The organism is Microbacterium xerophyticum (genome assembly GCF_053543555.1).
Genome location: NZ_JBLVOB010000004.1, coordinates 17,221 through 42,978 on the forward strand (window position 1 = coordinate 17,221; position 25,758 = coordinate 42,978).

26 protein-coding genes are annotated in these 25,758 nt (G+C 69.4%); 6 read left to right on the forward strand and 20 right to left on the reverse strand.

Annotated features, from left to right (window positions below; genetic code table 11):
- Positions 1–16: 16 nt before the first annotated feature.
- On the reverse strand, positions 17–1,378 hold the full coding sequence (gabT, locus tag ACNPNP_RS02620; protein ID WP_448964525.1) for a 4-aminobutyrate--2-oxoglutarate transaminase: 1,362 nt from the start codon (positions 1,376–1,378) through the stop codon (positions 17–19).
- Between the two features lie 94 nt (positions 1,379–1,472).
- Between gabT and ACNPNP_RS02625 the strand changes: the two genes are divergently transcribed.
- On the forward strand, positions 1,473–2,981 hold the full coding sequence (locus ACNPNP_RS02625) for a PucR family transcriptional regulator (RefSeq protein WP_448964526.1): 1,509 nt from the start codon (positions 1,473–1,475) through the stop codon (positions 2,979–2,981).
- A gap of 29 nt (positions 2,982–3,010) precedes the next feature.
- Here the strand turns inward: ACNPNP_RS02625 and ACNPNP_RS02630 are convergent, their stop codons facing one another.
- Genes ACNPNP_RS02630 through ACNPNP_RS02655 form a run of 6 tightly spaced genes read right to left on the reverse strand, consistent with a single transcriptional unit; the run spans position 3,011 to position 7,973 of the window.
- Complete coding sequence (locus tag ACNPNP_RS02630; protein WP_448964527.1) at positions 3,011–3,874, reverse strand: MurR/RpiR family transcriptional regulator; 864 nt, start codon at positions 3,872–3,874, stop codon at positions 3,011–3,013.
- The gene (gene phnE, locus ACNPNP_RS02635) at positions 3,855–4,664 is read right to left on the reverse strand and encodes a phosphonate ABC transporter, permease protein PhnE (RefSeq protein WP_448964528.1); all 810 of its coding nucleotides are present in this window, start codon (positions 4,662–4,664) and stop codon (positions 3,855–3,857) included. The genes ACNPNP_RS02630 and phnE (ACNPNP_RS02635) overlap by 20 nt, the downstream gene beginning before the upstream one ends.
- Positions 4,661–5,488, reverse strand: coding sequence for a phosphonate ABC transporter, permease protein PhnE (phnE, locus tag ACNPNP_RS02640; protein WP_448964529.1), 828 nt, complete (start codon positions 5,486–5,488; stop codon positions 4,661–4,663). Before phnE (ACNPNP_RS02640) ends, phnE (ACNPNP_RS02635) begins: the two co-directional genes overlap by 4 nt.
- Positions 5,485–6,285, reverse strand: a complete 801-nt coding sequence (gene phnC, locus ACNPNP_RS02645; RefSeq protein ID WP_448964530.1) for a phosphonate ABC transporter ATP-binding protein — start codon at positions 6,283–6,285, stop codon at positions 5,485–5,487. The genes phnE (ACNPNP_RS02640) and phnC overlap by 4 nt, the downstream gene beginning before the upstream one ends.
- 21 nt (positions 6,286–6,306) lie before the next feature.
- Positions 6,307–7,287: a phosphate/phosphite/phosphonate ABC transporter substrate-binding protein gene (locus tag ACNPNP_RS02650; protein ID WP_448964531.1), complete on the reverse strand. Its 981-nt coding sequence runs from the start codon at positions 7,285–7,287 to the stop codon at positions 6,307–6,309.
- A 2-nt stretch (positions 7,288–7,289) separates the two neighbouring features.
- Complete coding sequence (locus tag ACNPNP_RS02655) at positions 7,290–7,973, reverse strand: HAD family hydrolase (protein WP_448964532.1); 684 nt, start codon at positions 7,971–7,973, stop codon at positions 7,290–7,292.
- Between the two features lie 132 nt (positions 7,974–8,105).
- Here ACNPNP_RS02655 and ACNPNP_RS02660 point away from each other — a divergent pair, with 132 nt between their 5' ends.
- Together ACNPNP_RS02660 and ACNPNP_RS02665 are read left to right on the forward strand one after the other, a co-directional pair.
- Positions 8,106–8,765 (forward strand): amino acid deaminase, encoded by a 660-nt coding sequence (locus ACNPNP_RS02660; protein WP_448964533.1) that lies wholly within the window; start codon positions 8,106–8,108, stop codon positions 8,763–8,765.
- A gap of 28 nt (positions 8,766–8,793) precedes the next feature.
- Positions 8,794–9,216, forward strand: coding sequence for a GNAT family N-acetyltransferase (locus ACNPNP_RS02665; protein ID WP_448964534.1), 423 nt, complete (start codon positions 8,794–8,796; stop codon positions 9,214–9,216).
- Between the two features lie 19 nt (positions 9,217–9,235).
- On the opposite strand, the gene ACNPNP_RS02670 is transcribed toward ACNPNP_RS02665, so the two are convergent.
- Together ACNPNP_RS02670 and ACNPNP_RS02675 are read right to left on the reverse strand one after the other, a co-directional pair.
- The gene (locus tag ACNPNP_RS02670) at positions 9,236–10,069 is read right to left on the reverse strand and encodes a hypothetical protein (protein WP_448964535.1); all 834 of its coding nucleotides are present in this window, start codon (positions 10,067–10,069) and stop codon (positions 9,236–9,238) included.
- A 33-nt stretch (positions 10,070–10,102) separates the two neighbouring features.
- Positions 10,103–11,554, reverse strand: coding sequence for a helix-turn-helix domain-containing protein (locus ACNPNP_RS02675; protein WP_448964536.1), 1,452 nt, complete (start codon positions 11,552–11,554; stop codon positions 10,103–10,105).
- 136 nt (positions 11,555–11,690) lie between these two features.
- Here ACNPNP_RS02675 and aceB point away from each other — a divergent pair, with 136 nt between their 5' ends.
- The gene (gene aceB, locus ACNPNP_RS02680; protein WP_448964537.1) at positions 11,691–13,346 is read left to right on the forward strand and encodes a malate synthase A; all 1,656 of its coding nucleotides are present in this window, start codon (positions 11,691–11,693) and stop codon (positions 13,344–13,346) included.
- A 72-nt stretch (positions 13,347–13,418) separates the two neighbouring features.
- Here aceB and ACNPNP_RS02685 read toward each other — a convergent pair whose 3' ends face one another.
- The gene (locus ACNPNP_RS02685) at positions 13,419–15,128 is read right to left on the reverse strand and encodes an acyl-CoA dehydrogenase family protein (RefSeq protein WP_448964538.1); all 1,710 of its coding nucleotides are present in this window, start codon (positions 15,126–15,128) and stop codon (positions 13,419–13,421) included.
- A 129-nt stretch (positions 15,129–15,257) separates the two neighbouring features.
- Between ACNPNP_RS02685 and ACNPNP_RS02690 the strand changes: the two genes are divergently transcribed.
- Together ACNPNP_RS02690 and ACNPNP_RS02695 are read left to right on the forward strand one after the other, a co-directional pair.
- Complete coding sequence (locus tag ACNPNP_RS02690) at positions 15,258–15,659, forward strand: hypothetical protein (protein WP_448964539.1); 402 nt, start codon at positions 15,258–15,260, stop codon at positions 15,657–15,659.
- Between the two features lie 44 nt (positions 15,660–15,703).
- Complete coding sequence (locus ACNPNP_RS02695; protein WP_448964540.1) at positions 15,704–16,903, forward strand: pyridoxal phosphate-dependent aminotransferase; 1,200 nt, start codon at positions 15,704–15,706, stop codon at positions 16,901–16,903.
- A gap of 10 nt (positions 16,904–16,913) precedes the next feature.
- On the opposite strand, the gene ACNPNP_RS02700 is transcribed toward ACNPNP_RS02695, so the two are convergent.
- From ACNPNP_RS02700 to ACNPNP_RS02745, 10 genes are all read right to left on the reverse strand, one after another.
- On the reverse strand, positions 16,914–17,312 hold the full coding sequence (locus tag ACNPNP_RS02700) for a VOC family protein (protein ID WP_448964541.1): 399 nt from the start codon (positions 17,310–17,312) through the stop codon (positions 16,914–16,916).
- Positions 17,313–17,367: 55 nt separating this feature from the next.
- Positions 17,368–18,513, reverse strand: coding sequence for a UDP-N-acetylmuramate dehydrogenase (locus ACNPNP_RS02705; RefSeq protein ID WP_448964542.1), 1,146 nt, complete (start codon positions 18,511–18,513; stop codon positions 17,368–17,370).
- Between the two features lie 10 nt (positions 18,514–18,523).
- The gene (locus ACNPNP_RS02710; RefSeq protein WP_448964543.1) at positions 18,524–18,922 is read right to left on the reverse strand and encodes a MaoC/PaaZ C-terminal domain-containing protein; all 399 of its coding nucleotides are present in this window, start codon (positions 18,920–18,922) and stop codon (positions 18,524–18,526) included.
- Positions 18,919–19,380, reverse strand: a complete 462-nt coding sequence (locus ACNPNP_RS02715) for an FAS1-like dehydratase domain-containing protein (RefSeq protein WP_448964544.1) — start codon at positions 19,378–19,380, stop codon at positions 18,919–18,921. Before ACNPNP_RS02715 ends, ACNPNP_RS02710 begins: the two co-directional genes overlap by 4 nt.
- Before the next feature lie 23 nt (positions 19,381–19,403).
- Entirely contained in the window at positions 19,404–20,606 is a 1,203-nt protein-coding gene (locus tag ACNPNP_RS02720; protein ID WP_448964545.1) for a glycerate kinase family protein, read from the reverse strand.
- Between the two features lie 94 nt (positions 20,607–20,700).
- Positions 20,701–22,161, reverse strand: a complete 1,461-nt coding sequence (locus tag ACNPNP_RS02725) for an SLC13 family permease (RefSeq protein WP_448964546.1) — start codon at positions 22,159–22,161, stop codon at positions 20,701–20,703.
- 92 nt (positions 22,162–22,253) lie between these two features.
- Positions 22,254–22,913, reverse strand: a complete 660-nt coding sequence (locus ACNPNP_RS02730) for a response regulator transcription factor (RefSeq protein ID WP_448964547.1) — start codon at positions 22,911–22,913, stop codon at positions 22,254–22,256.
- A gap of 1 nt (position 22,914) precedes the next feature.
- Positions 22,915–24,498 carry a sensor histidine kinase gene (locus tag ACNPNP_RS02735; RefSeq protein ID WP_448964548.1) on the reverse strand — a complete coding sequence of 528 codons (1,584 nt, stop codon included), beginning with the start codon at positions 24,496–24,498 and terminating at the stop codon, positions 22,915–22,917.
- The gene (locus ACNPNP_RS02740; RefSeq protein ID WP_448964549.1) at positions 24,455–24,772 is read right to left on the reverse strand and encodes a hypothetical protein; all 318 of its coding nucleotides are present in this window, start codon (positions 24,770–24,772) and stop codon (positions 24,455–24,457) included. Before ACNPNP_RS02740 ends, ACNPNP_RS02735 begins: the two co-directional genes overlap by 44 nt.
- A gap of 93 nt (positions 24,773–24,865) precedes the next feature.
- Positions 24,866–25,681 (reverse strand): sulfite exporter TauE/SafE family protein, encoded by an 816-nt coding sequence (locus ACNPNP_RS02745; RefSeq protein ID WP_448964550.1) that lies wholly within the window; start codon positions 25,679–25,681, stop codon positions 24,866–24,868.
- Positions 25,682–25,758: the final 77 nt, after the last annotated feature.

The following is a 25,758-nucleotide window of genomic DNA, read 5'->3' on the forward strand; positions in this document are numbered from 1 at the left end:
GGATCCCCGGGACGTTCTATGCGGCGGCGAGCGCCTCGGCGACGACGTCGAGGCCCTCGCGCAGCAGGTCGTCGCCGATGGACAGGGGTGGGAGGAAGCGGATCACGTTTCCGTACGTCCCGCACGTGAGCACGATGACGCCCTTCGCGATGGCCGCCTTCGCCACGGCCGCGGTGAGCGCGGCATCCGGAGCGTTCGTCTCCGGGTCCACGAACTCGGCCGCGATCATCGCGCCGTGCCCTCGGACGTCGCCGATGCGCGGATCCTGCGACTGCAGGCCGGCGAGCCGCTCGGTGAGGATCGCGCCGATCTGCTGCGCGCGCTCGATCACCCCGTCGTTCTCGAACACGTCGATCGCGGCGAGCGCCGCGGCGCACGCGATCGGGTTGCCGCCGTAGGTGCCGCCGAGGCCACCGGCGTGCGAGGCGTCCATGATCTCTGCGCGGCCGGTGACAGCGGCCAGGGGCAGACCGCCGGCGATGCCCTTCGCAGTCGTGATGAGGTCGGGGACGACCCCGAAGATCTCACTGGCGAACATGTGCCCCGTGCGGGCGAAGCCGGTCTGCACCTCGTCCGCGATGAAGACCACGTCGTGCGCGCGGCACCAGTCGGCGAGCGCGGGGAGGAAGCCGTCTGCGGGGACGATGAAGCCGCCCTCGCCCTGGATGGGCTCGATGATGATCGCGGCGAGGTTGTCGGTCCCGATCTGCTTCTCCATCTGCGAGATCGCACGGGCTGCGGCGTCGGGGCCGGTGAGTCCGTCGCGGAACGGGTACGACATCGGCGCACGGTACACCTCAGGGGCGAACGGGCCGAAGCCGCTCTTGTACGGCATCGATTTGGCGGTGAGTGCCATCGTGAGGTTGGTACGGCCGTGATAGCCGTGGTCGAAGGCGACGATGGCCTGGCGACCGGTGTGCTTGCGGGCGATCTTGATCGCGTTCTCGACGGCCTCCGCGCCGGAGTTGAACAGTGCGCTCTTCTTCGCGAAGTCGCCGGGGGTGAGCCGGTTGAGCGCTTCTGCGACCTCGATGTACGACTCGTACGGCGAGATCATGAAGCAGGTGTGCGTGAACTGCGCCGCCTGCGCCGCGACGGCAGCGGTGATCTTCGGGTGCGCGTTGCCCACCGTTGTCACGGCGATGCCGCTGCCGAGGTCGATGAGCGAGTTGCCGTCGGCATCCACCACGACTCCGCCGCCGGCCGCCACCGCCGCGACGGGGACCGTGTGCCCGACACCCGCCGGCACGGCGTCCGCCTTGCGGGCGAGGATCGCGGCCGAGCGCGGTCCGGGGAGTTCGGTGACGAGTCGCCGCTGCTGCGGGAGGTCTGGTCCGCCGAGCGGAAGTGCGGGTGCTGCGGTGTCGAGAAGTGCCATGTTCGTGAGCGTATGCCGCCCCGCCGCCGCACCGCACTCGCCCGACTGTACAATCTTGTGAGATCAACCACCCGCTCGTACAACGGAGTCGCTCATGGATCAGCCGACGCTGCGCTCCCTGCTGCGGCGTCGCGATCTGGGGATGCGGCTCGTGTCAGCGGAGGACACACTGCGCGACGGCGCACTCGATCGGCCGATGCGCTGGGTGCACTCCTCCGATCTCACCGACCCCACACCGTTCCTCGCGGACGACCTGGCGCTCCTCACCACCGGATCGCAGCTCGAGGCGCAGGACGACGCCGGCATCAGCGCATACGTCGAGCGCCTCGCGGTGCGCGGCATCGTCGGTCTGGGATACGGCACAGGCATCGGGATCGGCGCGGACGGACACCGCTCCGGCATCCCCGACCCGCTGGTGGGCGCGTGCGCGGACGCGGGCATCCCCCTGTTCGAGGTGCCGTACGACACGCCCTTCATCGCCGTCGCCAGGGCGCACTCCGAGGCGATCGCCGCGCAGGCGTACGCCAGACGCACCTGGGCGCTGGAGACGCAGCGAGCGCTCGCGCGCGCGGCGCTCAGACCCCGAGGCCTGGAGTCCACGCTCTCGGAGCTGGCGCGCAGGCTCGAGCGGTGGGTGGGCATGTTCGACGCGACAGGGGTGCTGGTGCACGAGCATCCGCACGGCCGGTTGCCCGCCGCAGACGCGGAGGACCTCTCGTTCCGCGCCACCGAGCTGATCACGAGGGGCGGGCAGGCAGGGCAGTCGCTGACGCTCGGGTCGGCGTCGTTCACGCTGTTCACCCTCGGCCGCAGCGGTCACCTGCGAGGCGTGATCGCGGTCGGAACCGCGTCGCTCGACGCGGAGGCGCGCGCGGTTGTCACCTCGGTGATCGCGATGGCGGGACTCGCTCTCGAGCAGAACGACCAGCTCGAACGCGGCCGCAGGCGCCTGCGCTCCCAGGTGCTCGCCTCACTGCTGCTCGACGATCCGACACTCGCCCGACACGTGCTCGGCTCGTTGCCGACCGCGCCAGTGGTCGTCGCGGTGGCGGATGCCGATGCTCCTGCCGATGCCATCGCCGAGTGGTGGGATCGCCGGCAGGGCGAGCACGGCACGCCCGTGTTCGCCGCCGCGACCGACGAGGGGCTGACGATCTGCGTCTCCGCCGAGGACGAGGCCCTGCTCGACGAGGTCGCGGCTCGTTTCGGCATCCGCCTCGGCGTCTCGGAGCCGGAGGGGTACGGATCGTTCTCGAGGGCCCACGCCCAGGCCGTCGTCGCCCTCCGGCACAGCGACCCCGGAGCGGTGCGGTACGTCGACACCGTCGCATCCAGCATCCTCACCGCGTTCGCCACGGACGAGGCCAGACTGGTCGCGGAATCGAGGCTCGCGCCGATCCGCGCGCACGCCGAGCTGGAGCACTCGCTGCGCATCTGGCTCGAGCACGACGCGCGTTACGAATCCGCGGCCGCCGCTCTCGGCATCCATCGCCACACGCTCAGGTCACGGATCATCCAGGCGGCAGGACTGCTGCACCTCGATCTGAGCGCTTTCCCCGCACGTGCCGAGCTGTGGGCGGCGCTGCAGACCGCCCGCGACTGATCGGGCGGATCACCCACACGATGGGCGGATCACGCGCCCTCGCCGAGGTTGTCCGAGACGATCTCCATCGCGTGCGCACGAGCCTCGCGCGCACCTGCGCCGCGCTCTGCCGCGATCGCGGCCGCGAACACCTCGGCGAACACGAGATACGCGACCCTGGAGGTGTGCTCGAGCTCATCGCGGAAGCTCACACCGCTGGGCGTGATCACGAGCGACAGGTCAGCGAGTCCGGTGAGGGCGGATGCCGCGAATGACGTCAGCGCGATCACCTTGGCCCCTCCCCTCGTGGCGGCCGCCGCCACACGCAGGGTGGCCTCGTTCGCACCCGAGCCGCTCACGATCAGGCACACGTCGTCGGTGGTGAGATGTCGTGCGGCGATCTGCTGGGCGATCGCATCGGCGATGAACTCGGCAGGCCGCCCCGACGCCGTCAGTCGCATGGCCAGGTCGTTCGCGATGGGTGAGGAGAGTCCGTTGGCGAGCACCAGCAGCCGTCCGGCGGTCGATGCGAGGCGCACGGCCTCGGCGACGACGTCGGCGTCGAGCAGGCTCGCCAGGGCGGGCAGCGACGCCGCGACCCTGTCGATCTCGCCGCGCATGTGGCCCAGGACACCCGGGCCGTGGTCGGCGACGGCATCCGCTGACTGACCGAGCTCGGCGGCGAGCGCGACGCGCAGCTGGGGGTAGCCGCGATAGCCGAAGCTCTGGCATGCGCGCACGACGGTCGCGCGCCCCACGCCTGCCCGATCCGCGAGCTCCTGCGCCGTCCATTCGACGACGGCCTCCGGCTGCGCCGAGATCAACTCGGCCACCCGTCGCTCGCTCGGCCCGAGGGCGTTGCCCACGCTCGCGATGCGCACGGTGGGCGGCGTGCTAAACGAGAACACGGGCACGGGCTCCCTCCATGATCCGACGACGGATCGCTCCTGACGCCCAGTCGATGAGCATCGTGACGATGACGACGACGATGAGCAGCACACCCACCGTCGACCACTCACGGTACTGCGTGTACGAGGTGAGCATGTCGCCGATGCCGCCGACGCCGATCAGCCCCAGCACGGCGGAGGAGCGGACGTTGATCTCGAAGCGATACAGCCAGAACGACCAGAACGTCGGGGCGGCCTGCGGCCAGACGCCCCACCGCAGCACCTGCGCTGTGCCGCCGCCTGCGGCACGGGCCGCTTCGATCGGCCCCGGCGCGACGCCCTCGACCGCCTCGTACCCCCACTTCCCGAGCGTGCCGATGCCGTTGATCGCGAGGGCGAGAGCCCCGGTGAACGGCGTGAGACCGGTGACGGAGAGGATCACGATCGCGATGATGATCTCGGGCACAGCGCGGATCAGCGAGAACAGACCGCGGAGGAGAGCGCGCAGCCACGCGGGGCCGAACCCGCGAGCGGCGAACAGGCTCAGCGGTGTGGCGAGGAGAACACCGAGCACCGTTCCGACCCACGCCATCTCCACGCTGCGCCAGGTCTGCCACAGGGCTTCGGGCAACTTCTCCCAGTTCGGAGAGCCGAACATCAGGAAGAGGTAGCGCACGATCTCGGAGGGCAGGTCGACGAGCCTTGCCCAGTTGATGTCGATCGACCAGAACGCCAGCACGACGATCGCGGTGACCGCGATCCAGTCGGCGATGAGCCACGGCCTGCGCGGCCGACCCGGAACGACGAGCGCGCTCATACGAGCCTCCGTCGGATCGCGGAGCTGGCGACGTCGATGACGACCACCACGATGAGGATCTCCAGAATGATCAGCGACAGCTGGTCGTAGCGGTAGAACGTGCGCACGGAATCGATCAGCAGTCCCATGCCGCCGGCGCCGACGAGGCCGAGCACGCTCGACGCGCGCACATTGAGCTCGAACACGTACAGGGTCTGGTTCGCGAAGGCCGGCCATGCGTCCGGCAGCGCGAGCGTACGGTTGATCTTCGCCTGGGTGGCTCCCACGGCGCGACCGGCTTCGAGCGGACCCGCCTCGTTCGTGTCGATCGCCTCGGAGACGAGTTTGACGATGATGCCGACGTTGAAAAGCAGCAGGGCGAGGATGCCGGGAAGCGCTCCGACGCCGACCATCGCGACGAGCACGGCCGCGTAGAGCAGATCGGGAACGCTGCGGATCACGTTCAGGATGCCGCGGACGAGAATGCGCCAGAACGCGCTCGGGTTGGTGCTGCGCGCGGCCCAGAAGCTCAGCGGCAGTGAGATCAGGGCGCCCACGGCGGTGGCGATCACCGCCATCTGCAGCGTCTCGACGAGAGGCGCGATGGTGCGGGGGAAGAAGGTCCAGTCCGGCACGAGCAGCTGCAGCACCTTGCCTGCGCCGTTCTGCCAATTCCGCGCGATCGCGGAGAAGTCGACATCGATGCCGATGCCGGGCAGGCACATCACGACGGTGATCGCCACGATCGCCAGCGCGATGGCCGGGGCCCTCCACCTCCCGCGCGGTCTGTCCGGCATTTCGAGCGGCGCAGCGGCCTTCGAGTGCGCCGTCGTGGCGACGCTCATGAGAGCCGGTCCTCCGGACTGATCGAACGGCCATAGATCGCCTCGAAGTCGGCATCCGTCGCACCGGCCGCGTCGCCGTCGTACACGACCTCGCCGGCGCGCATGCCGATCATGCGCACGCCGTACTCGCGGGCGAGATCCAGCAGATGCAGATTGACGACCACGGTGATGCCGAGATCGCGATTGATCCGTCGGAGATCGGCCATCACGCCGTGCGCGGTCGGCGGGTCGAGGCTGGCGACCGGCTCATCGGCGAGCACGATGCGCGGCTCCTGCGCGAGCGCACGGGCGATCGCCACGCGCTGCTGCTGCCCGCCGGAGAGGTTCGAGGCGCGCTGATAGAGCTTCGGCAGGATGCCCACGCTGTCGAGCGAGCGATACGCGAGCTGCTTGTCGCTCTCGGAATACAGGCCGAGCAGCGTGCGCCACAACGGCGTGTGCGCGAGCCGGCCGACCAGGACGTTGTGCAGCACATCGGCACGGCCGGCGAGGTTGAACCCCTGGAAGACCATGCCGATGTCGCCGCGCAGACGCCGCAGAGCGCGCGGTTTCGCACCGCTGACGCGGTGCTCCCCCACATCCAACGTGCCGCTCGTGACGGGGACGAGGCCGTTGATCGTGCGGATCAGCGTGGACTTTCCCGAACCGGAGAGTCCGACGACAGCGATCATGGAGCCTGCGGGGATGTCGAGCGAGACGCGGTTGAGGCCGACGGTGCCGTTCGGATAGCGCACCGTGACATCGTCGAGGCGGATGGACCACGGCGTGGACGCCGCAGCCGGAGCTGCGACGTCCACGCTCTCATGCTGGTCGGGCACTTACTGCAGCCCCAGGGCTTCAGCGGCACGGGCGACCACGTCGAGCGATTCCGGGTTCGCCGGCGCGAGCTTCGTGATGGAGTACACGCTCTCGAGGATCTTCGAGCCCTCCTCGGTGTCCGAGAAGTCGGCGAGCGCGGTGGTGATGCGCTCCTGCAGCTCGGGCGACAGGTCGGACGAGAGCGCGACGCCGTCGTTGGGGATCTCGTCCGTCAGCGCGAACACCACGACCTTCTGGCCGACGTCCGGGGTGTCCTTGACGACGATCGAGCGGGCGTCCCAGAAGCTGAAGCCGACCTCGGCGTCGCCGTTGTAGACCGCGAGCACCGACGCGTCGTTCGCCGTGACGGGGATCTGGTTGATGTCGGTGTCGGTGTCCAGGCCCGCCTCCTGCAGTGCGAGGACCGGGTAGATGTAGCCCGCCGGTGATCCGGGGCCGAGCAGTGCGACGTTCGCGCCCTTGACCTTCTCGATGCTGTCGAGTCCCGCAGGCCCGGCCATGGCGTCGGCACCGTTGCAGAAGAGCATCCCGTCGCGCTCGACCGGCTCGTCGTCGCAGTACTTGTCGGGGTTGTTCGTCATGAACTGGGCGGGGTAGGTGATGTTGCCGTTGCGCTCGGTCTGCAGCACCACGGATGCGTCATACATGTCATTGGCCTGCCACAGCTGCAGCGACGGCAGGAAGCCGATCTGCGCCTGTCCGGCGCCCATCGCCTCGACGGCGGCCTGATAGTCCTTCGAGACGACACCGGTGACCTCGATGCCGAGCTCCTCGGTGAGGTGGTCGGTCAGCGGGGCGGCGGTGTCGACGAGCCCGTCCTGGTCCTGAGACGGGACCAGCGCCAGCACGAGCGAGTCGGGGTCTGCGGCCGGGGCGGCCGCGTCTCCCTCGGCGTTAGCGCTGGAGCAACCGGCAAGAGCGAGCAGAGCGCCGGCGGCGACGAGGGCGGTCGCCGTGTGACGCAGGGTGGAGGTGCGCATGATCATCCTTCGGTGAGAGTGGTGGTGGGGAGAGGGAGGGCTGAGTCGGTGAGCCATTCGCGCAGCTGCGGGAGCAGCGCGGTGAGCGTGGCTGCGCGGAAGGTGGGTTCGGCGTCGGGGTCGGAGAAGTCGCCGACCAGCGCCGTTGCGTGGCCGCGGCGGTGCGCAGGTGCGAGGTCGTTGTGCCAGATGTCGCCGACGCTCAGCACGCGGACGCCGACGGGGAACTCGTCGAGGATGTGCTCGATGCCCGCGGGCTTTCCCGCACTCGTCACGATCCGGTCGAAGAGCCCGTCCAATCCCAGCGCGACGAGCGCCTCCGCCAGTCGCACGTCCGGCGCGTTCGTGACGAGGATGCGATGGGCATCGGCTTCGACCAGGAACTGCGCGAGACCCGCGGGAGCGGCGATCGGAGCATCGGCGCTCCCGAGCTGACCGCGGCTCGCCAGATACGCGCGGCCGAGGTGCCCGGCATCCGCGCCTGCGCTCTCGGCGGCTCGTCGCACAGCGTCGTAGCCGTCGAGAGCACCTTCACCACCAGCGGTGAGGAGCGCACGGATGCCGTCGACGAATCCTTCCGGCGATCCGAGCTCGGCAGCCACCTGCCGCGCATAGGCGAGCACGGGGCCGTCGCCGAGCGCGATCGTGCCGTCGAAGTCGAAGATGATGATGGGAGTGTCGGTCACAGGGTGCTTTCGGAAGATGTGGACGCTTCGTCCAGTGTCACCATCCCGAGTGGACGATGCGACCACAACGCGTGAACAGGATGTGAACAGTCCGAACCGGATCAGGCCGCGATGGCGCCTAGTGTTGTGGCCGTGACAGAACTCGCCGTGCACTTCCTCGAAGCCGCCTCCGCACGCGGGGCACGCGAGTCCCCCGCGGATGCCGCCGCCGCGGTCGGCGTGCTCGAATGGCTGACGGCGAGCATCGCGGACGACCGTGCAGCAGCGCGCTTCGATGCGTGGGGACGCTCCAGCGCGATCGACGAGAACGTCGGCAAGCCCGTGATCGGACGCGCGCTGTTCGCGCACCTGCACGATCTCGCCGGAGTCGAGGCCGCGTGGCCCGTCGGCAATGCCGGCGTGCTGCACTGCTACGGCTACCTGCTCTCGCGGGTGAGGACACCGTACGGCCTGAAGCGGGAGCGGTGGCTGGGCGCGGACCTCGCCAACGCGTACGGGTTGGCCGATGATGCGTTCGTGCCGTGGGCGGGTGGGCGGACTCTGCTGACGCGCGCTGCGGACGCGGCGTCCGCCCTGCTGTCCGCACCGGCCCTCTCGCGCTCTGTCGCCATCGACGGCCGCGAGACCCGCGTGGCGTTCAGTGCGGCTGACGGCGCCGGCGCGCTCGCCTACGCCGTCGCCTCCGAAACCGGTGCGCAACCGCTGCTGGTCACGACGTTCCCTGTGTCCGACATCGCCTCGGTCGTCGAGGACTTCGATGCCGAATCACGTCTGCGCTGGAACGCCGTGTGAACCCGCGCGGCGTGCGTAATCTTGACGAGTGCCTTTCTCACTGCGCCCGAGCCGCCTCGACGACGCGCAGTGGATCGCCGAATTGCGAGCCGTCGTCCTGCGGAACGATCTCGAACGGCTCGGCCGCTTCGACCCGGTGCGGGTCCGCGAACGTTTCGTGACGGCGTTCGACGCGACACTCACGCGGGTGATCGTGGTCGACGGCGCGGATGCCGGATCGATCGCTGTCCGTCCCGCCGAAGACGGCGATTGGATCGAGCACTTCTATCTGGACCCGTCCCTGCAGGGCCGAGGAATCGGCGGCAGCGTGCTCCGATCCGTGCTGACCGGGCCAGGGCCTTTCCGTCTGAACGTGCTCCAGGGCAGCCGCGCCAGGCACCTGTACGAGCGGCACGGATTCGCATCTGTCGCCGAGGACGATGTCGACGTCTTCATGCACCGCCCGCGGTGAGTGCGCGAGGCTGTCTCTCTCAGCCGCGTGCGGCGCGGCCGCGCGCGAACAGCACGCGGGCGCAGCCCCACCCCATCAGCGCCACACCGAGCACGACGAAGACGACGCCGAACAGCCACACGGCGTCATCCCAGTGGAAGTAGCCGTAGGACGTCGCCTGCAGGAGCCGGCCGAGATCCTCGGGGAAGTCCGCGAGGCTGCCGCCGTCTCCGAACACCCACAGGGTGATGCCGAGCACTGTGGCGCCGAGTCCGCAGAACACGAAGGCCGTCGTGGAATTCCGCTGCACAGCGCCGACCTGCTCGAGGTGCGATCCGGCGCCGGCGATGTGGGGCGCTCTGATCGAGATCACGGGCAGGGTGATGATGAGCGCCACGCCGAGCGGGATGCACATGCCGATGACGTACCCGCCCAACGGCACGAGGAACAACTGGCTCGCCAGTCCTTCGCTCCACCAGTAGTGGAAGCCGCCGTTCGCCGCCTCCGCGTCGGCGATGCCCTGCCGTACGCTCGGGAACGCGATCGCGATCGCCTGGACGAGCGCGACCGGCACCGCGACGAACGCGGGGGCGATGATGCACGAGGAGACGAGGCGCAGCAGCACGGTGCCGATGTGCGCCAACCGCGCCCATGCGATCTCGAGCATGCACCAGCCGGCGTAGATGCCGGGAGCCGCGACGGTGAGGTTCCCCCAGAATCGGTCCCCGTCGGCATCTGTCATGGAGTCGAACGACCCCCACACGCCTGCGGCGATCGCCGCGATGAGCACGATGAGATTCACTCCGCTGACGAGCGAGCGGAACTCGTGCTTCCACAGACGCCCGTCCTCCGACTGCGTGGCCGCTTCAGACATGGCATCCCCTCCCGAAGTCACGTCTTCGCAAGGTTAGCGCGGCGCGTGGGCCTCCAGGAACTCGTAGACATCGGTCGTGTCGACACCGGGGAAGGCGCCTGTGGGCAGAGTCGCCAGCAGCGTCCGAGGCGTCTTCACGTTCGGCCACGCCTGTTCCCGCCAGCGCTCCTCGAGCTCGGCCGGGGCCCGTCTGCAGCACGCTTCGACCGAGTGCTTCGAGACGCCGCGATTCGGGGTGTCGCGCCCGACGAACCACTTCGTGTCGTCGAAGCGCACGCCGACGCTCACCGAGTGCAGGCCCTCGCTGGACGCCTCCACGCGCGCCGTGCACCAGTAGGTGCCGTTGCCGGTGTCGGTGTACTGGTAATACGGGTTGAACCTGTCGTCCTCGTCGAACACGACCCGGCTGGTCCAGCGGCGGCAGCACATCTGCCCTTCGATCGCGCCGAGCCGATCCGTGGGGAAGTTGACGTCGTCGTTCTCGTACGCCTTCGTGATCGTGCCGGACTCGTGCACCTTGAGGAAGTGCACCGGGATGTCGAGGTGCCTCGTCGCGAGATTCGTGAAGCGGTGCGCTGCGGTCTCGTACGACACCGAGTAGGCGTCTCGCAGGTCTTCGATCGAGATCGCCCTGCGTGACTTCGCCGCCTTGAGCGCCGGCACGACATGCGATTCCGGGATGAGCAGCGCTCCGGTGAGGTAGTTCGTCTCGACCCGCTGCCGCAGGAACTCCGCATAGCTGCGCGGCTCCGAATGCCCGAGCATCCGGCTCGACAGCGCCTGCAGCACCGCCGTGCGCGCGTCGCCCTTGGCCGGCACGCTGCTCGAGAGGTACAGCCGTCCGTTCGCGAGGTCGGCGACGCTGCGCGTGGTCTGCGGCAGGTCGGGCGCGTAGTGCAGCGTGAACCCGAGGTAGGCGGCGATCTCGGATGCCGTGCGCTGGGTGAGCGGGCCGCCGGGATGCCCGACCGCCTCCAGGATCTCGGACGCCTTCGTCTCGAGTTCCGCGAAGTGATTGTCCTGTCGGCGCATGAGGTGCCGCAGTTCAACGTTGGCCCTGCGCGCCTCCTCCGGAGTCGCGGCGCGCTCGTCCTTGAGCCGATCGATCTCGCCGTGCAGGGCGAGCATCGCCTTGAGCGCATCCGTCGGCACGCTCTTCGCGATGCGGAAGGGATCGATGCCGAGCGCCTGGAACGTCTGCCCCTTCATCGCACGCTCGAGCGCGATCTCCACCGCGCTGCGCTCGTCGAGAGGCTCCCCCTCGAGCAGCGCGTCGATGCCGGTGCCGAGCGCGCGTGCGATCGCCTGCAGCAGCGTGAGCTTCGGCTCGCGCTTGCCGGTCTCGATCATCGAGAGCTGGCTCGGTGCGCGCTCGACCGCTGCGGCGAGATCCTCCAGGGTCATCGCGCGGGCGGTGCGGAGCTGCCTGATACGACGGCCGATCGTGAGGGCGTCGGTGTCTTCTGCAGCGTCAACGGTGCTCATGGAGGCGATTCTGTCACGAATGCAGAAATTCGACCAATCTTCACGCGGGATTTGGTCGCTCGAGCGATCGAACTTCACTCAGAGTGGTGTCAAGCCACTCGGATTCAGCTACCGGGAACACCGTAAGGAGATCGCCATGACCACTCCCACCGCTCCGCCGACCACTGCTCCGACGCAGACGATCCAGCAGGGCCCCGCCCTGCACATCACCGGTCCGATGCGTGACAGGTTCGACGAGATCCTCACCCCCGAGGCCGTCGCGTTCCTCAGCGAGCTGCACCACCGCTTCGCGAACCGTCGCCATGACCGGCTCGCCGATCGCATGCGCCGTCGCTTCGAGATCGGCAACGGACACGACCCCCGCTTCCGCGACGACACGCGCCACATCCGCGACGACGCCGACTGGCGCGTCGCCGGTGCCGGCCCCGGCCTCGAGGACCGCCGCGTCGAGATCACCGGCCCGACCGATGCCAAGATGACCATCAATGCGCTCAACTCCGGTGCGCGGGTCTGGCTCGCCGACCAGGAGGATGCCACGAGCCCCACCTGGACGAACGTGATCGGCGGCCAGCTGTCGCTGCGCGACGCCATCCGGGGCGAGCTGAGATTCACGAACGAGGCGGGAAAGACCTACGAGGTCACCGCCGAGCAGACGCCGACGATCGTGATGCGTCCGCGCGGCTGGCACCTCACGGAGAAGCACCTGACGTTCATCGACCGCACGGGTCGCAGCATGGCGGCATCCGCGTCGCTCGTCGACTTCGGGCTCTACTTCCTGCACAACGCCAAGGCCCTGATCGACAGCGGCCGGGGGCCGTACTTCTACATCGCGAAGCTGGAGTCCAGCGAAGAGGCCAAGCTCTGGGACGACGTGTTCACGTTCAGCGAGGACTACATCGGCATCGAGCACGGCACGATCCGCGCGACAGTGCTCATCGAGACGCTGCCCGCCGCGTTCGAGATGGAGGAGATCCTGTTCGAGCTGCGCGACCACTGTGCGGGCCTGAACGCCGGGCGCTGGGACTACATCTTCTCGATCATCAAGAACTACCGCGGTCGCGGCGCGCGCTTCGTGCTCCCCGATCGCAGCGAGGTCACGATGACGGTGCCGTTCATGCGTGCGTACACCGAGCTGCTCGTGAAGACGTGCCACAAGCGCGGCGCCTTCGCGATCGGCGGCATGAGCGCATCGATCCCCAACCGACGCGATCCCGAGGCCACGGCCAGGGCCCTGGAGAAGGGCGCGGCGGACAAGAAGCGCGAGGCCGCTGACGGCTTCGACGGCACGTGGGTCGCGCATCCCGACCTGATCCCGACGGCTCAGGCGGAGTTCGATGCGGTGCTCGACGGCCGCCCGAACCAGCTCGAGCGTCAGCGCGACGACGTGAGCGTGCGCGCGGAGGATCTGCTGGATCTGCGCATCGGCCGTCCGATCACGGGCAAGGGCGTGCGGGAGAACGTCTCGGTGGCGATCCGCTACATCGAGGCGTGGCTGCGCGGGCTCGGGGCCGTCGCGATCGACAACCTGATGGAGGATGCCGCGACGGCGGAGATCTCGCGTTCGCAGGTGTGGCAGTGGATCCACCAGGATCGCTCCACCGAGGACGGCACCCGCATCACTCCGGAGTACATCGAGGGGCTGATCACCGAGGTACTGGCCCAGGCCACGCGTTCCGCCGGCGACCGCTTCGACGACGCCGCCGCGCTGTTCCGCGAGGTGTCGCTGGGCGCGGAGTTCCCCGCGTTCCTGACGACCTCGGCGTACTCGAAGTTCCTGGTCGAGACGGACTGAGCGCGAACGCACGAAGGGTCGGATGCTGCGGCATCCGGCCCTTCGTCGTCGGCGTGCACGACGGCGCAGCGATCAGGCGATCTCGCCCGCGATCACCGTCTCCGCGAGCGCGTGCACGCGCGGCAGGTGGTGGGCGGCGTAGAAGTCGGCATCCGTCAGACGTGCGGCATCCGTCTCCGCCGGCGTCTCGTGCCCGGCGACCGCGACCACGGCGAGCGCGTGCATCCACCCGCCGGCGAGCGTGCCGAGCAGCATGAGATACGGAACTCCCACGGCATAGGCATCGCGCGGGGAATCCGCGAATCCGAGCACGGCATCGGTCGCGCGGCGAGCGGAGTCCAGCGCACGACTGAGGCGCTCGGCGAGCGGCGACCCCTGCAGCGCAGCGACGGTCTGCTCGATCTCGGCGAAGAGCTCGGCGACCGTCGCGCCCTGATCGCGCAGCACCTTGCGCCCGATGAGATCGTTCGCCTGGATCGCGGTCGTGCCCTCGTAGATCGGCACGATACGCGCGTCACGGTAGTGCTGCGCAGCGCCGGTCTCCTCGATGAACCCCATGCCGCCGTAGACCTGGATGCCGTCCGAGGTCACCCGCAGTGCCTCCTCGCTCGCCCACCCCTTGAGGATGGGGACGAACAGCTCTGCCGTGCGCAGGACGTCATCGTCGTCTTCGGAGCGATCGAACAGGTCGCCGACGAACACCGACAGCGCGCGCATGGCGGACACCTGGCTGGACATCGAACGGAGGATGCGACGCACGTCGGGGTGCTCGGCGATCGTCGCCCCGGCTGAGCGGTCGAGCACGCGCCCCTGCAGCCGTCCTGCGGCGTACGAGGCGGCCCCTTGGAACGAGCGGTCGGAGATCCCGGTGGCCTGGTGCCCCATCCCGATGCGTGCCGAGTTCATCATCACGAACATCCCCGCGAGGCCGCCGTGCAGCTCGCCGACGAGATACCCGGTGGCGTCCTCGTACGAGAGCACGCACGTCGGGCTCGCGTGGATGCCGAGCTTGTGCTCGATCGCGACGGTCTCGATGCGGTTGCGTTCGCCGAGCGATCCGTCGGCGTTCACGAGGGTGCGCGGGGCCACGAAAAGCGAGAGCCCCTTCGCGCCCTCCGGGGCTCCGGGGGTGCGCGCGAGTACGAGATGCACGATGTTGTCGGCGACGTCGTGGTCGCCCCAGGTGATGAAGATCTTCTGTCCGCTGATCGACCATGATCCGTCGTCGCGCGCGGTGGCGGTCGTGCGGATCGCGCCGAGGTCGGTGCCGGCATCCGGTTCGGTGAGGTTCATGGTGCCCGTCCACTCGCCGCTGACGAGTCTGGTCAGGTAGGTCTCGCGAAGCTCGTCGGATGCCGCGGCATCGAGGGCGTGGATGGCGCCGGAGCCCAGCATCCAGCACAGCGCGAAGGCCGCGTTCGAGGCGTTCCAGATCTCGCCGAGCCCTGCACCCACGGAGGCGGGGAGCCCGTCGCCGCCGGCCGACTCCGGTGCTGTCGCCGTGACCCAGCCGGCCTCGACGAGCGCCTGATACGCCTCCGCGAAGCCGTCGGGCAGGTGCACGCCGCCGTCACGGAGCTGGGCCCCGATCCTGTCGCCCGGCGCATCGAGCGGAGCGAGGACCTCCGCGGCGAACTCGCCGGCTCCGGCGATGACCTCGACGGCATCCGCGGCGGTGAGCGCGCCGCCGGACGCGGCGGCGACGATGTCGCGGCCGAACGCCTCACCGTAGAGGAAGGCGTAGTCCGCGACGGGCGGGATGTAAGGGGTGTTGGCGGTCATCGACGACTCCTGACAGTGAGAGACTCCGATTCATCTTAGCTGAGACTGAGTCCCACCTCTAGAGCGAGCCCGTCGCCGCCTGTGGACAACGGCGACGACACCGCGGCGATGCTCGCTACGCTCGCCGTCATGTCGACCCTCACCCCGCGGCGCCGCCTCGAAGCGCGGATCCGGCGCGTCGCCTCCCTCGTGATCACCGTCGGCTGCGCAGTGGTCATCATCGCGAACGTCGTGCTCTTCCTGGAGCGACCCTCGACGTTCTTCACCGACGGGGCGTTCGGACTCGAACCGTTTCCCGCCCTGCTCGTGCACGCGCTCTGGTGGACGCCCGTGGCCGCTGCCGTCGCCGTGCTCGTCGTCGGCACGATGCCCGAGGCGGCGAAGGGGTCGCCATCCGTCGACCGGCTCCCGGAGCGACTGCCCATGATGGCCGCCGTGGTCGCGCTGTGCGTGGCCGCCGCGTGCATCGCCGTCCCCGTCGTCGTGTTCGTCGCCTCGGTCGTGACCGTCCTCTTCGCCGCTCTGCTGTGATCGCTGCCCTGCACCGACTGATGCATCCGAGTAGCATCTGAGGTGTGACCGAACGCGCACCTCTCTCCCGCAAGCTGTCCGCCATCGCCGAGTCCGCGACCCTCAAGGTCGATGCCAAGGCCAAGGCACTGAAGGCGGAGGGCAAGCCCGTCATCTCGTACGCCGCTGGTGAGCCCGATTTCGCCACCCCCCAGTTCGTCGTCGATGCCGCGGCGGAAGCTCTCGCCGACCCGGCGAACTACCGTTACACGCCTGCCCCCGGGCTGCCGGCACTGCGCGAGGCCATCGCCGCCAAGACGCTGCGCGACTCCGGCCTCGAGGTGTCACCGAGCCAGGTGATCGTCACGAACGGCGGCAAGCAGTCCGTCTACCAGGCATTCCAGACCGTGCTCAACCCTGGCGACGAGGTGCTGCTGCCCGCGCCGTACTGGACGACGTACCCCGAGGCGATCGCTCTGGCCGACGGCACCCCGGTCGAGGTCTTCGCGGGTGCGGACCAGGACTACAAGGTCAGCGTCGAGCAGCTCGAGGCCGCCCGCACCGCGCGCACCACAGCACTCGTGTTCGTATCGCCCTCGAACCCGACCGGTGCGGTCTACACCGCCGAGGAGACGAAGGCGATCGGCGAGTGGGCCGTCGAGCACGGCATCTGGATCATCTCCGATGAGATCTACCAGAACCTCACCTACGAGGGCATCAAGGCCACCTCGATCGTGGAGGCGGTTCCGGATGCCGCGGCGCAGACGATCCTCGTGAACGGCGTCGCCAAGACCTATGCGATGACCGGTTGGCGAGTGGGCTGGATGGTGGGACCGTCCGATGCCATCAAGGTCGCCGGCAACCTGCAGTCGCACCTGACGAGCAACGTGAACAACGTCGCACAGCGTGGGGCCATCGCCGCGCTCAGCGGCCCGCAGGACGAGTCGGAGCGCTTCCGCGAGGCGTTCGACCGCCGCCGCCGCCTGATCGTCGCAGAGCTCTCGAAGATCGACGGCGTGCGTGTGCCGAACCCGCTCGGCGCGTTCTACGTGTACCCCGACGTGCAGGGGCTGTTGAACCGGACGTGGGGCGGCGTGACCCCGACGACGTCGCTCGAGCTCGCCGACATGATCCTGGATCAGGCCGAGGTCGCCGTCGTCCCCGGTGAGGCGTTCGGCCCGTCCGGATACCTGCGTCTGTCGTACGCGCTGGGCGATGACCAGTTGCTGGAGGGCATCCAGCGCCTGCAGCGCCTGTTCGCGTGACGCGACGCGCTCACTCCTCCTGGTAGCCGATGAGCCAGCGGATGCCGTAACGATCGGTCACCTGACCGTCGAAGTCGCCCCACGGCCGCTTCTGCAGCGCGTCGATGTTCGCGCCGCCCTCTGACAGCTGCGCGAACCATTGCTGCAGCACGGCCGGCTCTGCGGTGCCGAGGAGCGAGAACGTCGCGCCGACGATGTGCACGGCATCCTGATCGGGGCCGGCGTCCGAGCCGAACAGCTCCACCACGCCCGAGAGCATCCCGTGCGCGATCGCATCCCCTGGTCCGTCGGTGCGGCTGAACTGCTCGTAGGTGAACAGCGACAGGTCACCGCCGAACACGTCGTGATAGAAACTCAGCGCCTCACGCGCGTTGCCGGGGAAGAACAGGTACGGGACGAGTCCACTCATGCGGGCGAGTGTAGCGCGACGGTCCGACGGGCGCGGCGCTCGGCGCTCGGCGCTCTTAGAGCTCGACGTCGATCAGCACCGGCTCCGGCTGCAGCAGCAGACCGAACTCGGATTGCACCCGCGACTGGATGAACCGGGCGAGCTCGGCGACCTCTTCCGCCGTCGCCCCTCCCCTGTTCGTCAGTGCGAGGGCGTGCTTGGTCGACACTCCCGCGCGCGAACGCGGCAGCGAGAACCCCTTCGAGATGCCGGCGTTCTCGATCAACCAGGCCGCGCTCACCTTGACGTCGCTGCGGACGATCGGGGTCGGAGCGATGAAGCCGTCGTATGCGCCCAGTGGGATCACCGTGACGACGTCCATGTCCGGCGCGACGGGCCATCTGGGGCATTCCGCCGGCAGCTGCAGTGCGACCGACTCCGGCACGATGGCGTTCTGGAAGAACGAACCGGCGCTCGCCGTGTCCGGATCGTCGGGGTTCAGCAGCATCCCCTTCTCGGCGCGGATCCGCAGGATCTGCTCGCGCACCCATGACAGCGGCACTTCTTCTTCCGCGGCTGCCCCGATCAGTCCGAGCGCGCGCCGCAACTGCTCGCCGCGCACGACCCGCCCGGCGGAGCCGACCTCTGCGAGGTCGAGCGTGACGGAGAGGATCACCGCACGGCGAAGGGGGACGCTGCCGTGGTGGTGCTTGAGCACCGAGGTGCGGAAGCCGAGACCCAGCTCGGACGCCGGCACCGTCGACACGTCTCCGGTGGACTCGTCGATCAGCTCGACCTCGACGAGCGTCGATTGGATCTCCTGCCCGTACGCCCCGACGTTCTGCACCGGCGCGGCGCCGACCGTGCCCGGTATGCCGCTCATCGCCTCGATGCCGGCGAGCCCCTGCTCGACCGTGTACGCGACGAGGGCGTCCCAGTCGTGCCCGGCCTGCACGCGCACACGCGCTCTGCCCTGATGGGGAGACGGGAGCAGTTCGATGCCGGAGGTCAGCACCCGGATGACCACGCCGTAGAACGGATCGTCCCCCGCGAACAGGTTGGAGCCTCCGCCCAGCACGAACCATTCCTCGCCGCGTGCCCACGTGTCCCGCAGCGTCTCGATGAGCTCGGGCGTGGTCGCGGCATCCAGCATCCGCTCCGGCGCGGCGCCGGTGCGCAGGGTCGTCAGCTGCGCGAGCGGTATCGGTGTGATCTCGGGCATCGTCGACGACTCAGAGCGCGACGCGCAGCTGCGCCTTGACGAGCACGGTCGTGTCGGCGTGCTTCACGGTGAGGTCGATGCGCATCGACTGCTCGTCGACCGCCCCGACCTTGGCGAGCACCGACACGTCGGCGCCGTCCTGCGGGTCGACCACGACCGGGCGGGTGAACCGGACGCCGTAGTCGGTGATCTTCGACGAGTCGCCCAGTGCCGCCACCACCACGGATGACGCGAGGCCCATCGTCAGCATGCCGTGCGCGAGCACGCCGGGCAGGCCGACGGACGCCGCGACGTCGTCTCGGTAGTGGATCGGGTTGAAGTCTCCTGAGGCCCCGGCGTAACGGACCAGCGACTCGCGGGTGAGGTGGACGGTGCGCTCGGCGATGACGTCTCCGACGGTGTAGCTCACGCTGCGTCCTCGCTCTCGTCCGAACCGACCAGCAGCACACTCGTCGCCGTGACGACGTGAGCGCCCGCGGCATCCGTGATCTCCGCTTCGCTGGTGATCATGGCGTTGCCGGCCATCATTCGGATGCCGGTGACCTTGAGGCGCCCGGAAAGCTCATCGCCCGCGACGATCGGCCGCGTGTACGCGAAGCGCTGCTCGGCGTGGATGGTGCGCGCCAGCTCGATTCCGGAGTCCGGCTCTGCGAGCAGCTGCTGCAGGGTCTGATCCTGGATGACCATCGCGAAGGTCGGCGGAGCCACCACGTCGGCGTAGCCGAGTGCGCGCGCGGCGTCGACGTCGGTGTGCAGCGGAGCATCGGCGAAGACGGCACGCGCGAACTCGCGCACCTTCTCGCGGCCGACCAGATAGGGCGGGGTCGCGGGGAACTCGCGCCCCAGCAGTTCATTGTTCACAGCCACCCCTCGATCCTACCGGCCGCAGCTCAGGCGCCCCTGGCCGCGAGCGCCGAGCCGAGCAGCACGAGCCGCATGCTGCGCTCTGCGGCGTCGCGCAGCAGCTCCTCCCCCTGCTCGACCGCCTGCTCCAGCTGCATCGGCACGGTGAGGATCGAGGCGATCGCACCGATCCCGATGTCGTGCACGGCCGGGGCTCCCTCGCCCAGCGAGCCGGCGATACCGAGCACAGGCACTCCTGCGATCCGCGCACGCATCGCGACCTCTGCCGGCACCTTGCCGCGGGGAGTCTGGAAGTCGATCGCCCCCTCAGCGGTGATGACCATGTCGGCTTTGGCCATCAGATCGTCCAGCGAGCACGGCAGCAGGTCACCGTCGAGGAGCACTTCGAATCGAGGAGCGAGACGCGCCCCGAGAACGGCGGCCAGACCGGCTCCCAGACCGCCTGACGCACCGGAGCCTGGCCCGGTGCGCACATCCATCGCACCTCCGTGGGGGCTGCACCGCTCGAGCACATCCGCCCAGGCGTCAAGCGCCGCGGAGAGCTGCTCGACCTCGTCGGGCGACGCGCCCTTCTGCGGCCCGAACACCCTGGCGACGCCGCGCGGCCCGCACAGCACGTTGTGGATGTTGCAGGCGAGGACGATCTCGACCTCACCTGCTCGAGGATGCAACCCCGTGATGTCCAGCGATGCCGCGTCGATGAGGTGCCTCCCGCCGCGCGGCAGGGCAGCGCCTGCGGCGTCGAGGATCCGCACACCGAGTGCCTCGAGCGCTCCCGCGCCGCCGTCGCTGGTGCCTGAGTCGCCGCATCCGACGATGATGCGTTCGGCGCCGCCGTCCAACGCCGCGGCGATCAGTTCGCCGACGCCGAACGTGCTGGTCGCGCCAGGGTCTCTGCGATCGCGCGGCACGAGGCGCAGCCCACCGGCCGCGGCCATCTCGACGACGGCCGTACCGCGTGAGGCCCCGCCCAGGAGAGCGAAGTGCGCGGTGACGGGGTCGCCGACCGGACCGGTGACGACGACCGGTACGAGCTCACCGCCGGTGGCGGCCGCCAGAGCCGCTGCCGTACCCTCCCCGCCGTCCGGGATCGGGAACTCGTCGACCTGCACTCCGGGGATGACCCTGCGCACGCCGGCGGCGATCGCACGGGCGACGGCCTCGGCGTCGAGGCTCTCCTTGAACCCGCTGGGGGCGACGAGAATGCGCTGTGGGATGTGGATGGACATGGTTCCTCCTCGAGATGCGCACCCGCGTTTCGGGTACGACGAACGTCGGTGGTGGCGAAAGAGATGAAGGGGATGGATGCGGACGCGCGGGGGCTCAGAGCAGCAGAGGCATACCCATCGCGGGCCAGACCCAGAAGGCGAACACGGCGACGAGCGCGAACATCGCCGGCGCCAGGATCGCCGAGAGCGACCTGAGATCTCTCGAGTGGAATCCCCCTGGCACGAGATCAGGGTCGGAGAACATCGCGACGGGCTTGGCGGAGCTCGGCAGAGTGTGGCAGAAGCCCGCCGCCGCAGTGGACGCGAACGCCGCTGCGGCGGGGTCGACGCCCAGGCCAGGTGCGAGCACGACCACCAGCGGGATGATCGCGGCGGAGCGCGCCGAGCGCGAGGGGATCATCAGGTGCGCGAGCAGCGACAGGGCGATCACGACGAGCACGAAGGCGACGGCTGCGGCCGGACCCAGCGCTGCCATCGGAGCGAGCGCCAGCTGTCCGAGCCAGGCGGCGGCACCGGTGCCGGTGAGGGCGGATGCCAGCGCGAGGGTCGCGGCGAGGAACAGCAGCAGGCTCCACGGCACCTTCTTGACGGCGACCGGCAGCGTGGTGCATCCGGTCGCCGGGGACACCGCGACCACGGCGCCGAGGAGCGCGACCAGCGCGGGCGGCACGTGATGCAGCGATTCGGTGCACCACATCACCACCACTCCGCCCAGCAGCACCGCCGCGCGGCGCTCGATCGCGCTGAGCGGGCCGGAGACGGGCGTCGGCGCCGTCCGGGCCAGATCCGCGACGGTGATGCTGATCCCGACGCTCCGGTCGGCACGGGTCGTGAAGCGCAGCAGCACGATCTCGCACGCCACGTGGGAGCTGACGACGGCCAGCGGCAGCCCGAACCACAGCCATGCGAGGAAACCGATGCCCTCGCCGGTGGCCGACTCGAGCAGCTGGGAGGTGATCACGTGCGCACCCGCGCCCAGCAGTGAGCCGACGGCCGAGAGCAGGATGACGGTCGGGAACAGCAGCGACAGCGCGCGGGTGAGCGTGCTCCTGCCGACCAGTGCTGTTGCGAGCGCGGTGAACACCGGGATGGCCAGTGCCGCGCGCCCAGACGTCGCGGGCACCGCGAACGTCGTGATCGTGAGGGCGAGGGTGGTGAGGTGGAACAGAGCACGTGGCGAGCGCGCGTGACGCAGCAGCTGTGCGGCGCCGCGAAGTGCGAGTCCTGACGAGCTGACGCCGGTCGCGATGATGAACGCGCAGATCAGCAGCCAGATCGTCTCGTCGCCGAGCGAGGCGAAGAAGGCCGCGCTGGGAAGGACGCCGGTGACGATGAGGGCGACCGCCGCGAGGAATGCCACGAGGGTGTCATCGAGCGTCGTGCTCGTCCACGCCCACACCGCGAGGAGGAACACCGAGATCGTCACCGCGGCGGGAAGCGTCGGCGCTCCCTCTCCGGCCGCAGGGCGCAGGATCGCCGAGAGCATGAGGGCGGCTGCGACGGCGATCACGGCGGCGAGACCCGCGAATCGCAGGAACCGCTGGCGGGTCCACACGGTCCGCGGTGGACGTGGACGGCGAGGCGATCGCACAGGGGCGGTGGTCTCCGGCGGGCTGGTCGCGTAGACGACGCGTATCGGCGCGGTGTTCACTGGAATCGGTATCCCGCCCCGCGGACCGTCTCGATGTGGGCGGCGCCGATCTTGTTGCGCAGCGCCCGCACGTAGACATCGACGACATTGGATGCCGGATCGAAGTCCATCCCCCACACATGGCCGATGAGCTGATCGCGCGAGAGCACCTGGCCGGCGTTCTGCACGAAGACCTCCAGCAGCGCGAACTCGCGAGAAGTCAGGTCGGCGATGCTGTCGCCGACCGTGACACGGCGCGATCGGACGTCGACAGTGACCTCGCCGTGCGAGAGCACGGGACCGGTGCTCTTCTGATCGCCGTCACCGATGCGCAGCTTCACCCGTGCGAGCAGTTCGGCGAACTGGAAGGGCTTGGTGACGTAGTCGTTCGCGCCGCTCTCGAGGCCGCGCACGGTGTCGATCACGGAGTCGCGGGCGGTGAGGATGATGACCGGCGTGTTCATCCCCTCGCCGCGCAGGTGCGAGAGGACGGAGAAGCCGTCCATGCCCTGCAGCCCGATGTCGAGCAGTACGAGGTCGAACAGACCGCCACGGGCGAGGATCAGGGCGGTCTCGCCGTCCGCGGCCTCCGAGGTCTCGTAACCGGCGGCGTGCAGCCCACGGCGCACGAAGGATGTGATGTGGGGATCGTCTTCGGCGATCAGGATGTGTCGCATCTCAGGCGTCCTTTCCGGAGAGGAGGTCGGTGTCTGCTGCGGCATCCGCGGATTCCGGCGCCGGGATGTCGACCCCGAAGGTGGCGCCCTCGCCGAGCACGCTGTCGACCCAGGCCGAGCCGCCGTGCGCATCGGTGATCGCGCGGACGATGGCGAGGCCGAGCCCGGAACCGCGTCGTGGTCCTGTCGTGTCGCCGGGGGCACCGCCGCGGACGAAGCGCTCGAAGATGCGTGCGGCATCCGCCGCGGCGACGCCGGGGCCCTCGTCCTGCACCCACAGCCGCAGCACGCGTCGGGCGCCCTCGCCCTCGAAGCGGGACCCGATGCGGATGCGATCACCGGGCTCGGTGACCTGCACGGCATTGGCGGACAGCTGCAGGACCGCCTGGGTGATGCGCTGCGGGTCGCATTCGGCCTGCCCCTCGGCGACCTCCATCAGCTGCCAGCGCCGGTCGCCCAGTGCCTGCGCCTTCGCCTCGATGTCGAGAGTCAGGGTGGCCGCGTCGCATCCGGCGATGCGGACGAAGTCCGGCTGCTGGGCGCGAGCCAGCACGAGCAGGTCGGTGACGATGCGGGTCATGCGGTCGAGTTCGCCGCTGACCAGGCGAAGCGTCTCGCGGCGCTCCTCCGGGTCGTCACTGAGCAGCTCGAGATGGCCTCTGACGATCGTGATGGGCGTGCGCAGCTCGTGGCCGGCGTCGTCGACGAAGCGCTGCTGAGTGGCGTAGACCTCTTCCAGCCGGTCGAGCATCTGGTTGAACGTGATGGCGACCGCCGCGATATCGTCGGTGCCGTTCACCGGCACCCTGGCGGTGAGGTCGTCCTCGTTGATCTCCCGCGCGACGCGGTGCACCGCACGGATGGGTGCGAGGATCTGGCCGGCGACCAGCCACGCGACGCCGGAGCTGAGCAGGATACCGGCGAGAGCGACCCATGCGAGCGTGACGACCGACTGATCCACCGCGGCGCGCGGCGCCTCGGTGAACTGCAGCACCAGCAGTGCGCCCTGCGTGTCACCGGCGGTGAAGTCGACGCGTCCCCATCGCAGCGGGCCGGCCTCGGTCGACGTGATCTCGCCGGCGTTCTCCTCGAGACCCAGCATCCGGAGCACGAGGGTCTGACCGCCGGCGAATCCGAGCGTCGCGTCGCTTCCCTCGACCAGCCCGTTGGCGGTCGCGACCGGTACGCCGTCGACCGCTCCGAGGATGATCTCGTTCGTGTGGACCGATTGACGATCGAGGTACTCCTGGAGCAGCGCATCCGCGGAGGCGAAGTCGGTCGAGGAATCCTCCAGGAAGCGCAGGAACTCCTGGGCCTCCTGTTCGATGTCGACGTTCGCGTCCTGGTCGACGCTGGAGAGGAAGATGCTGCGTCCCATCAGGCCGACGGCCAGCAGCGTGAACACCGTGCTCGCGATGATCCACGCGGTGATGCGCCAGCGCGCTGGCATCGCACGAAGGCGGCGCGGCCGGCGCTCGGTCGGGGCTTCCTCGTCCCGCGTCGCTTCGTCGTCGATGACCGGGATCGGAGCGGTGATGGCATCAGTCATCGTCGTCGCCATCGTCATCTCCATCGTCGTCGTCATGGTCATCGTCGGCCGGCGGGGCGGGTGCCGGTGGAGCCGGGGCGGGCGGGGCGGGGGCCGGAGGGGCCGGAGGGGCCGGCACGGGAGGTATCACGGGATCCGCGGTCTGCACGGGCGCCGGGGTCGGACTCGGCGTCCCCATCTCCACGACGACCGGCCCCTGGGGCAGCTGAGGGGTCCCCGGTGACTGCGCGAAGGCGACGGTGCCTACGGCGAAGATCACCGGAAGCGCGATCAGTGCACCGGGGAGGAGGATGCGGCGTGAGAACGTCATGGTTCCATCGTGCCGTCAGTTTGTGATGCAGACATGAGACGGGGATGAAGATTCCCTCATCTGCACCGCGTGCGGTTCGACGATCGGCCGTGTCTACCCGCGGCGGCCTCGCGACCGGAGCGCCTTGACGGCCATCTGCACGGCGATCACCAGGAGGTATGCCGCGAACAGCATGTTGCCGAGGAACGGGTCGATCAGAGTAGCGAGCCAGGCGCCGAGCGCGGTCGTCGTGCAGGCTGCGACGCCGATGAGGCCGGCCGCGAGGAGGTCGACGTTGCGGTGGCGCAGGTTGCCGATAGTGCCCGAGATCGCGGTGGGGATCATCATCAGCAGCGAGGTCCCCTTCGCCTCGAGGTCGCTCGTGCCGAACACCAGCATGAGCACGGGTACGACGATCACGCCGCCGCCCACGCCGATCAGACCGGCGATGACCCCGGTGAGCACGCCGACGACGGCGAGACCTGCGCCGTTGAGCCAGCCGAGTTCGAACACGGCTGCGCGGGAGGGGATGACGAGGAACAGGCTGACGATCACCAGCAGGAGGAAGCCGACGAAGCCCCAGCGCAGCGCGTTCTGCGAGATCCGTGGCAGCAGACGGGTTCCGATCTGCGCACCGATCACGGCGCCGGCGGCGAGGATGAGGGCGGGGACCCACGCCACCGATCCTGATGTGGCGTACGAGATCACGCCGACGCTCGCGGTGGGCACGATCGCGGCGAGCGAGGTGCCGGCCGCCAGTCGCTGGTCGAAGCTGAGCAGCAGCACGAGCAACGGGACGATCACGGTTCCGCCGCCGACGCCGAACAGGCCGGAGAGCAGACCGGCGATCAGTCCGATCAGGATGAACGTCGCGTAGGCGCGGGGGCCGCGGATCCTCGGGGCGATTTCGTCAGAGGTTCCGGGCACCACGTCAGACTATCGCGTGCACCGGCAGCATCCGGAATCCGACCCAGCGCCGACTGCAACGCGAGAAGGGCCCCCCGCCC

What these genes read in the sequence shown, in the direction of transcription:
- ACNPNP_RS02650 (WP_448964531.1), bottom strand. Translation starts at nt 7,287, where the DNA reads ATGCGCACCTCCACCCTGCGTCACACGGCGACCGCCCTCGTCGCCGCC.
- ACNPNP_RS02740 (WP_448964549.1), bottom strand. Translation starts at nt 24,772, where the DNA reads ATGACGTTCTCACGCCGCATCCTCCTCCCCGGTGCACTGATCGCGCTT.
- ACNPNP_RS02735 (WP_448964548.1), bottom strand. Translation starts at nt 24,498, where the DNA reads ATGACGACGACGATGGAGATGACGATGGCGACGACGATGACTGATGCC.
- ACNPNP_RS02690 (WP_448964539.1), top strand. Translation starts at nt 15,258, where the DNA reads ATGTCGACCCTCACCCCGCGGCGCCGCCTCGAAGCGCGGATCCGGCGC.
- ACNPNP_RS02675 (WP_448964536.1), bottom strand. Translation starts at nt 11,554, where the DNA reads ATGAGCACCGTTGACGCTGCAGAAGACACCGACGCCCTCACGATCGGC.
- ACNPNP_RS02625 (WP_448964526.1), top strand. Translation starts at nt 1,473, where the DNA reads ATGGATCAGCCGACGCTGCGCTCCCTGCTGCGGCGTCGCGATCTGGGG.
- aceB (WP_448964537.1), top strand. Translation starts at nt 11,691, where the DNA reads ATGACCACTCCCACCGCTCCGCCGACCACTGCTCCGACGCAGACGATC.
- gabT (WP_448964525.1), bottom strand. Translation starts at nt 1,378, where the DNA reads ATGGCACTTCTCGACACCGCAGCACCCGCACTTCCGCTCGGCGGACCA.
- phnE (WP_448964529.1), bottom strand. Translation starts at nt 5,488, where the DNA reads ATGAGCGTCGCCACGACGGCGCACTCGAAGGCCGCTGCGCCGCTCGAA.
- ACNPNP_RS02670 (WP_448964535.1), bottom strand. Translation starts at nt 10,069, where the DNA reads ATGTCTGAAGCGGCCACGCAGTCGGAGGACGGGCGTCTGTGGAAGCAC.
- phnE (WP_448964528.1), bottom strand. Translation starts at nt 4,664, where the DNA reads ATGAGCGCGCTCGTCGTTCCGGGTCGGCCGCGCAGGCCGTGGCTCATC.
- ACNPNP_RS02705 (WP_448964542.1), bottom strand. Translation starts at nt 18,513, where the DNA reads ATGCCCGAGATCACACCGATACCGCTCGCGCAGCTGACGACCCTGCGC.
- ACNPNP_RS02720 (WP_448964545.1), bottom strand. Translation starts at nt 20,606, where the DNA reads ATGTCCATCCACATCCCACAGCGCATTCTCGTCGCCCCCAGCGGGTTC.
- ACNPNP_RS02730 (WP_448964547.1), bottom strand. Translation starts at nt 22,913, where the DNA reads ATGCGACACATCCTGATCGCCGAAGACGATCCCCACATCACATCCTTC.
- ACNPNP_RS02685 (WP_448964538.1), bottom strand. Translation starts at nt 15,128, where the DNA reads ATGACCGCCAACACCCCTTACATCCCGCCCGTCGCGGACTACGCCTTC.
- ACNPNP_RS02700 (WP_448964541.1), bottom strand. Translation starts at nt 17,312, where the DNA reads ATGAGTGGACTCGTCCCGTACCTGTTCTTCCCCGGCAACGCGCGTGAG.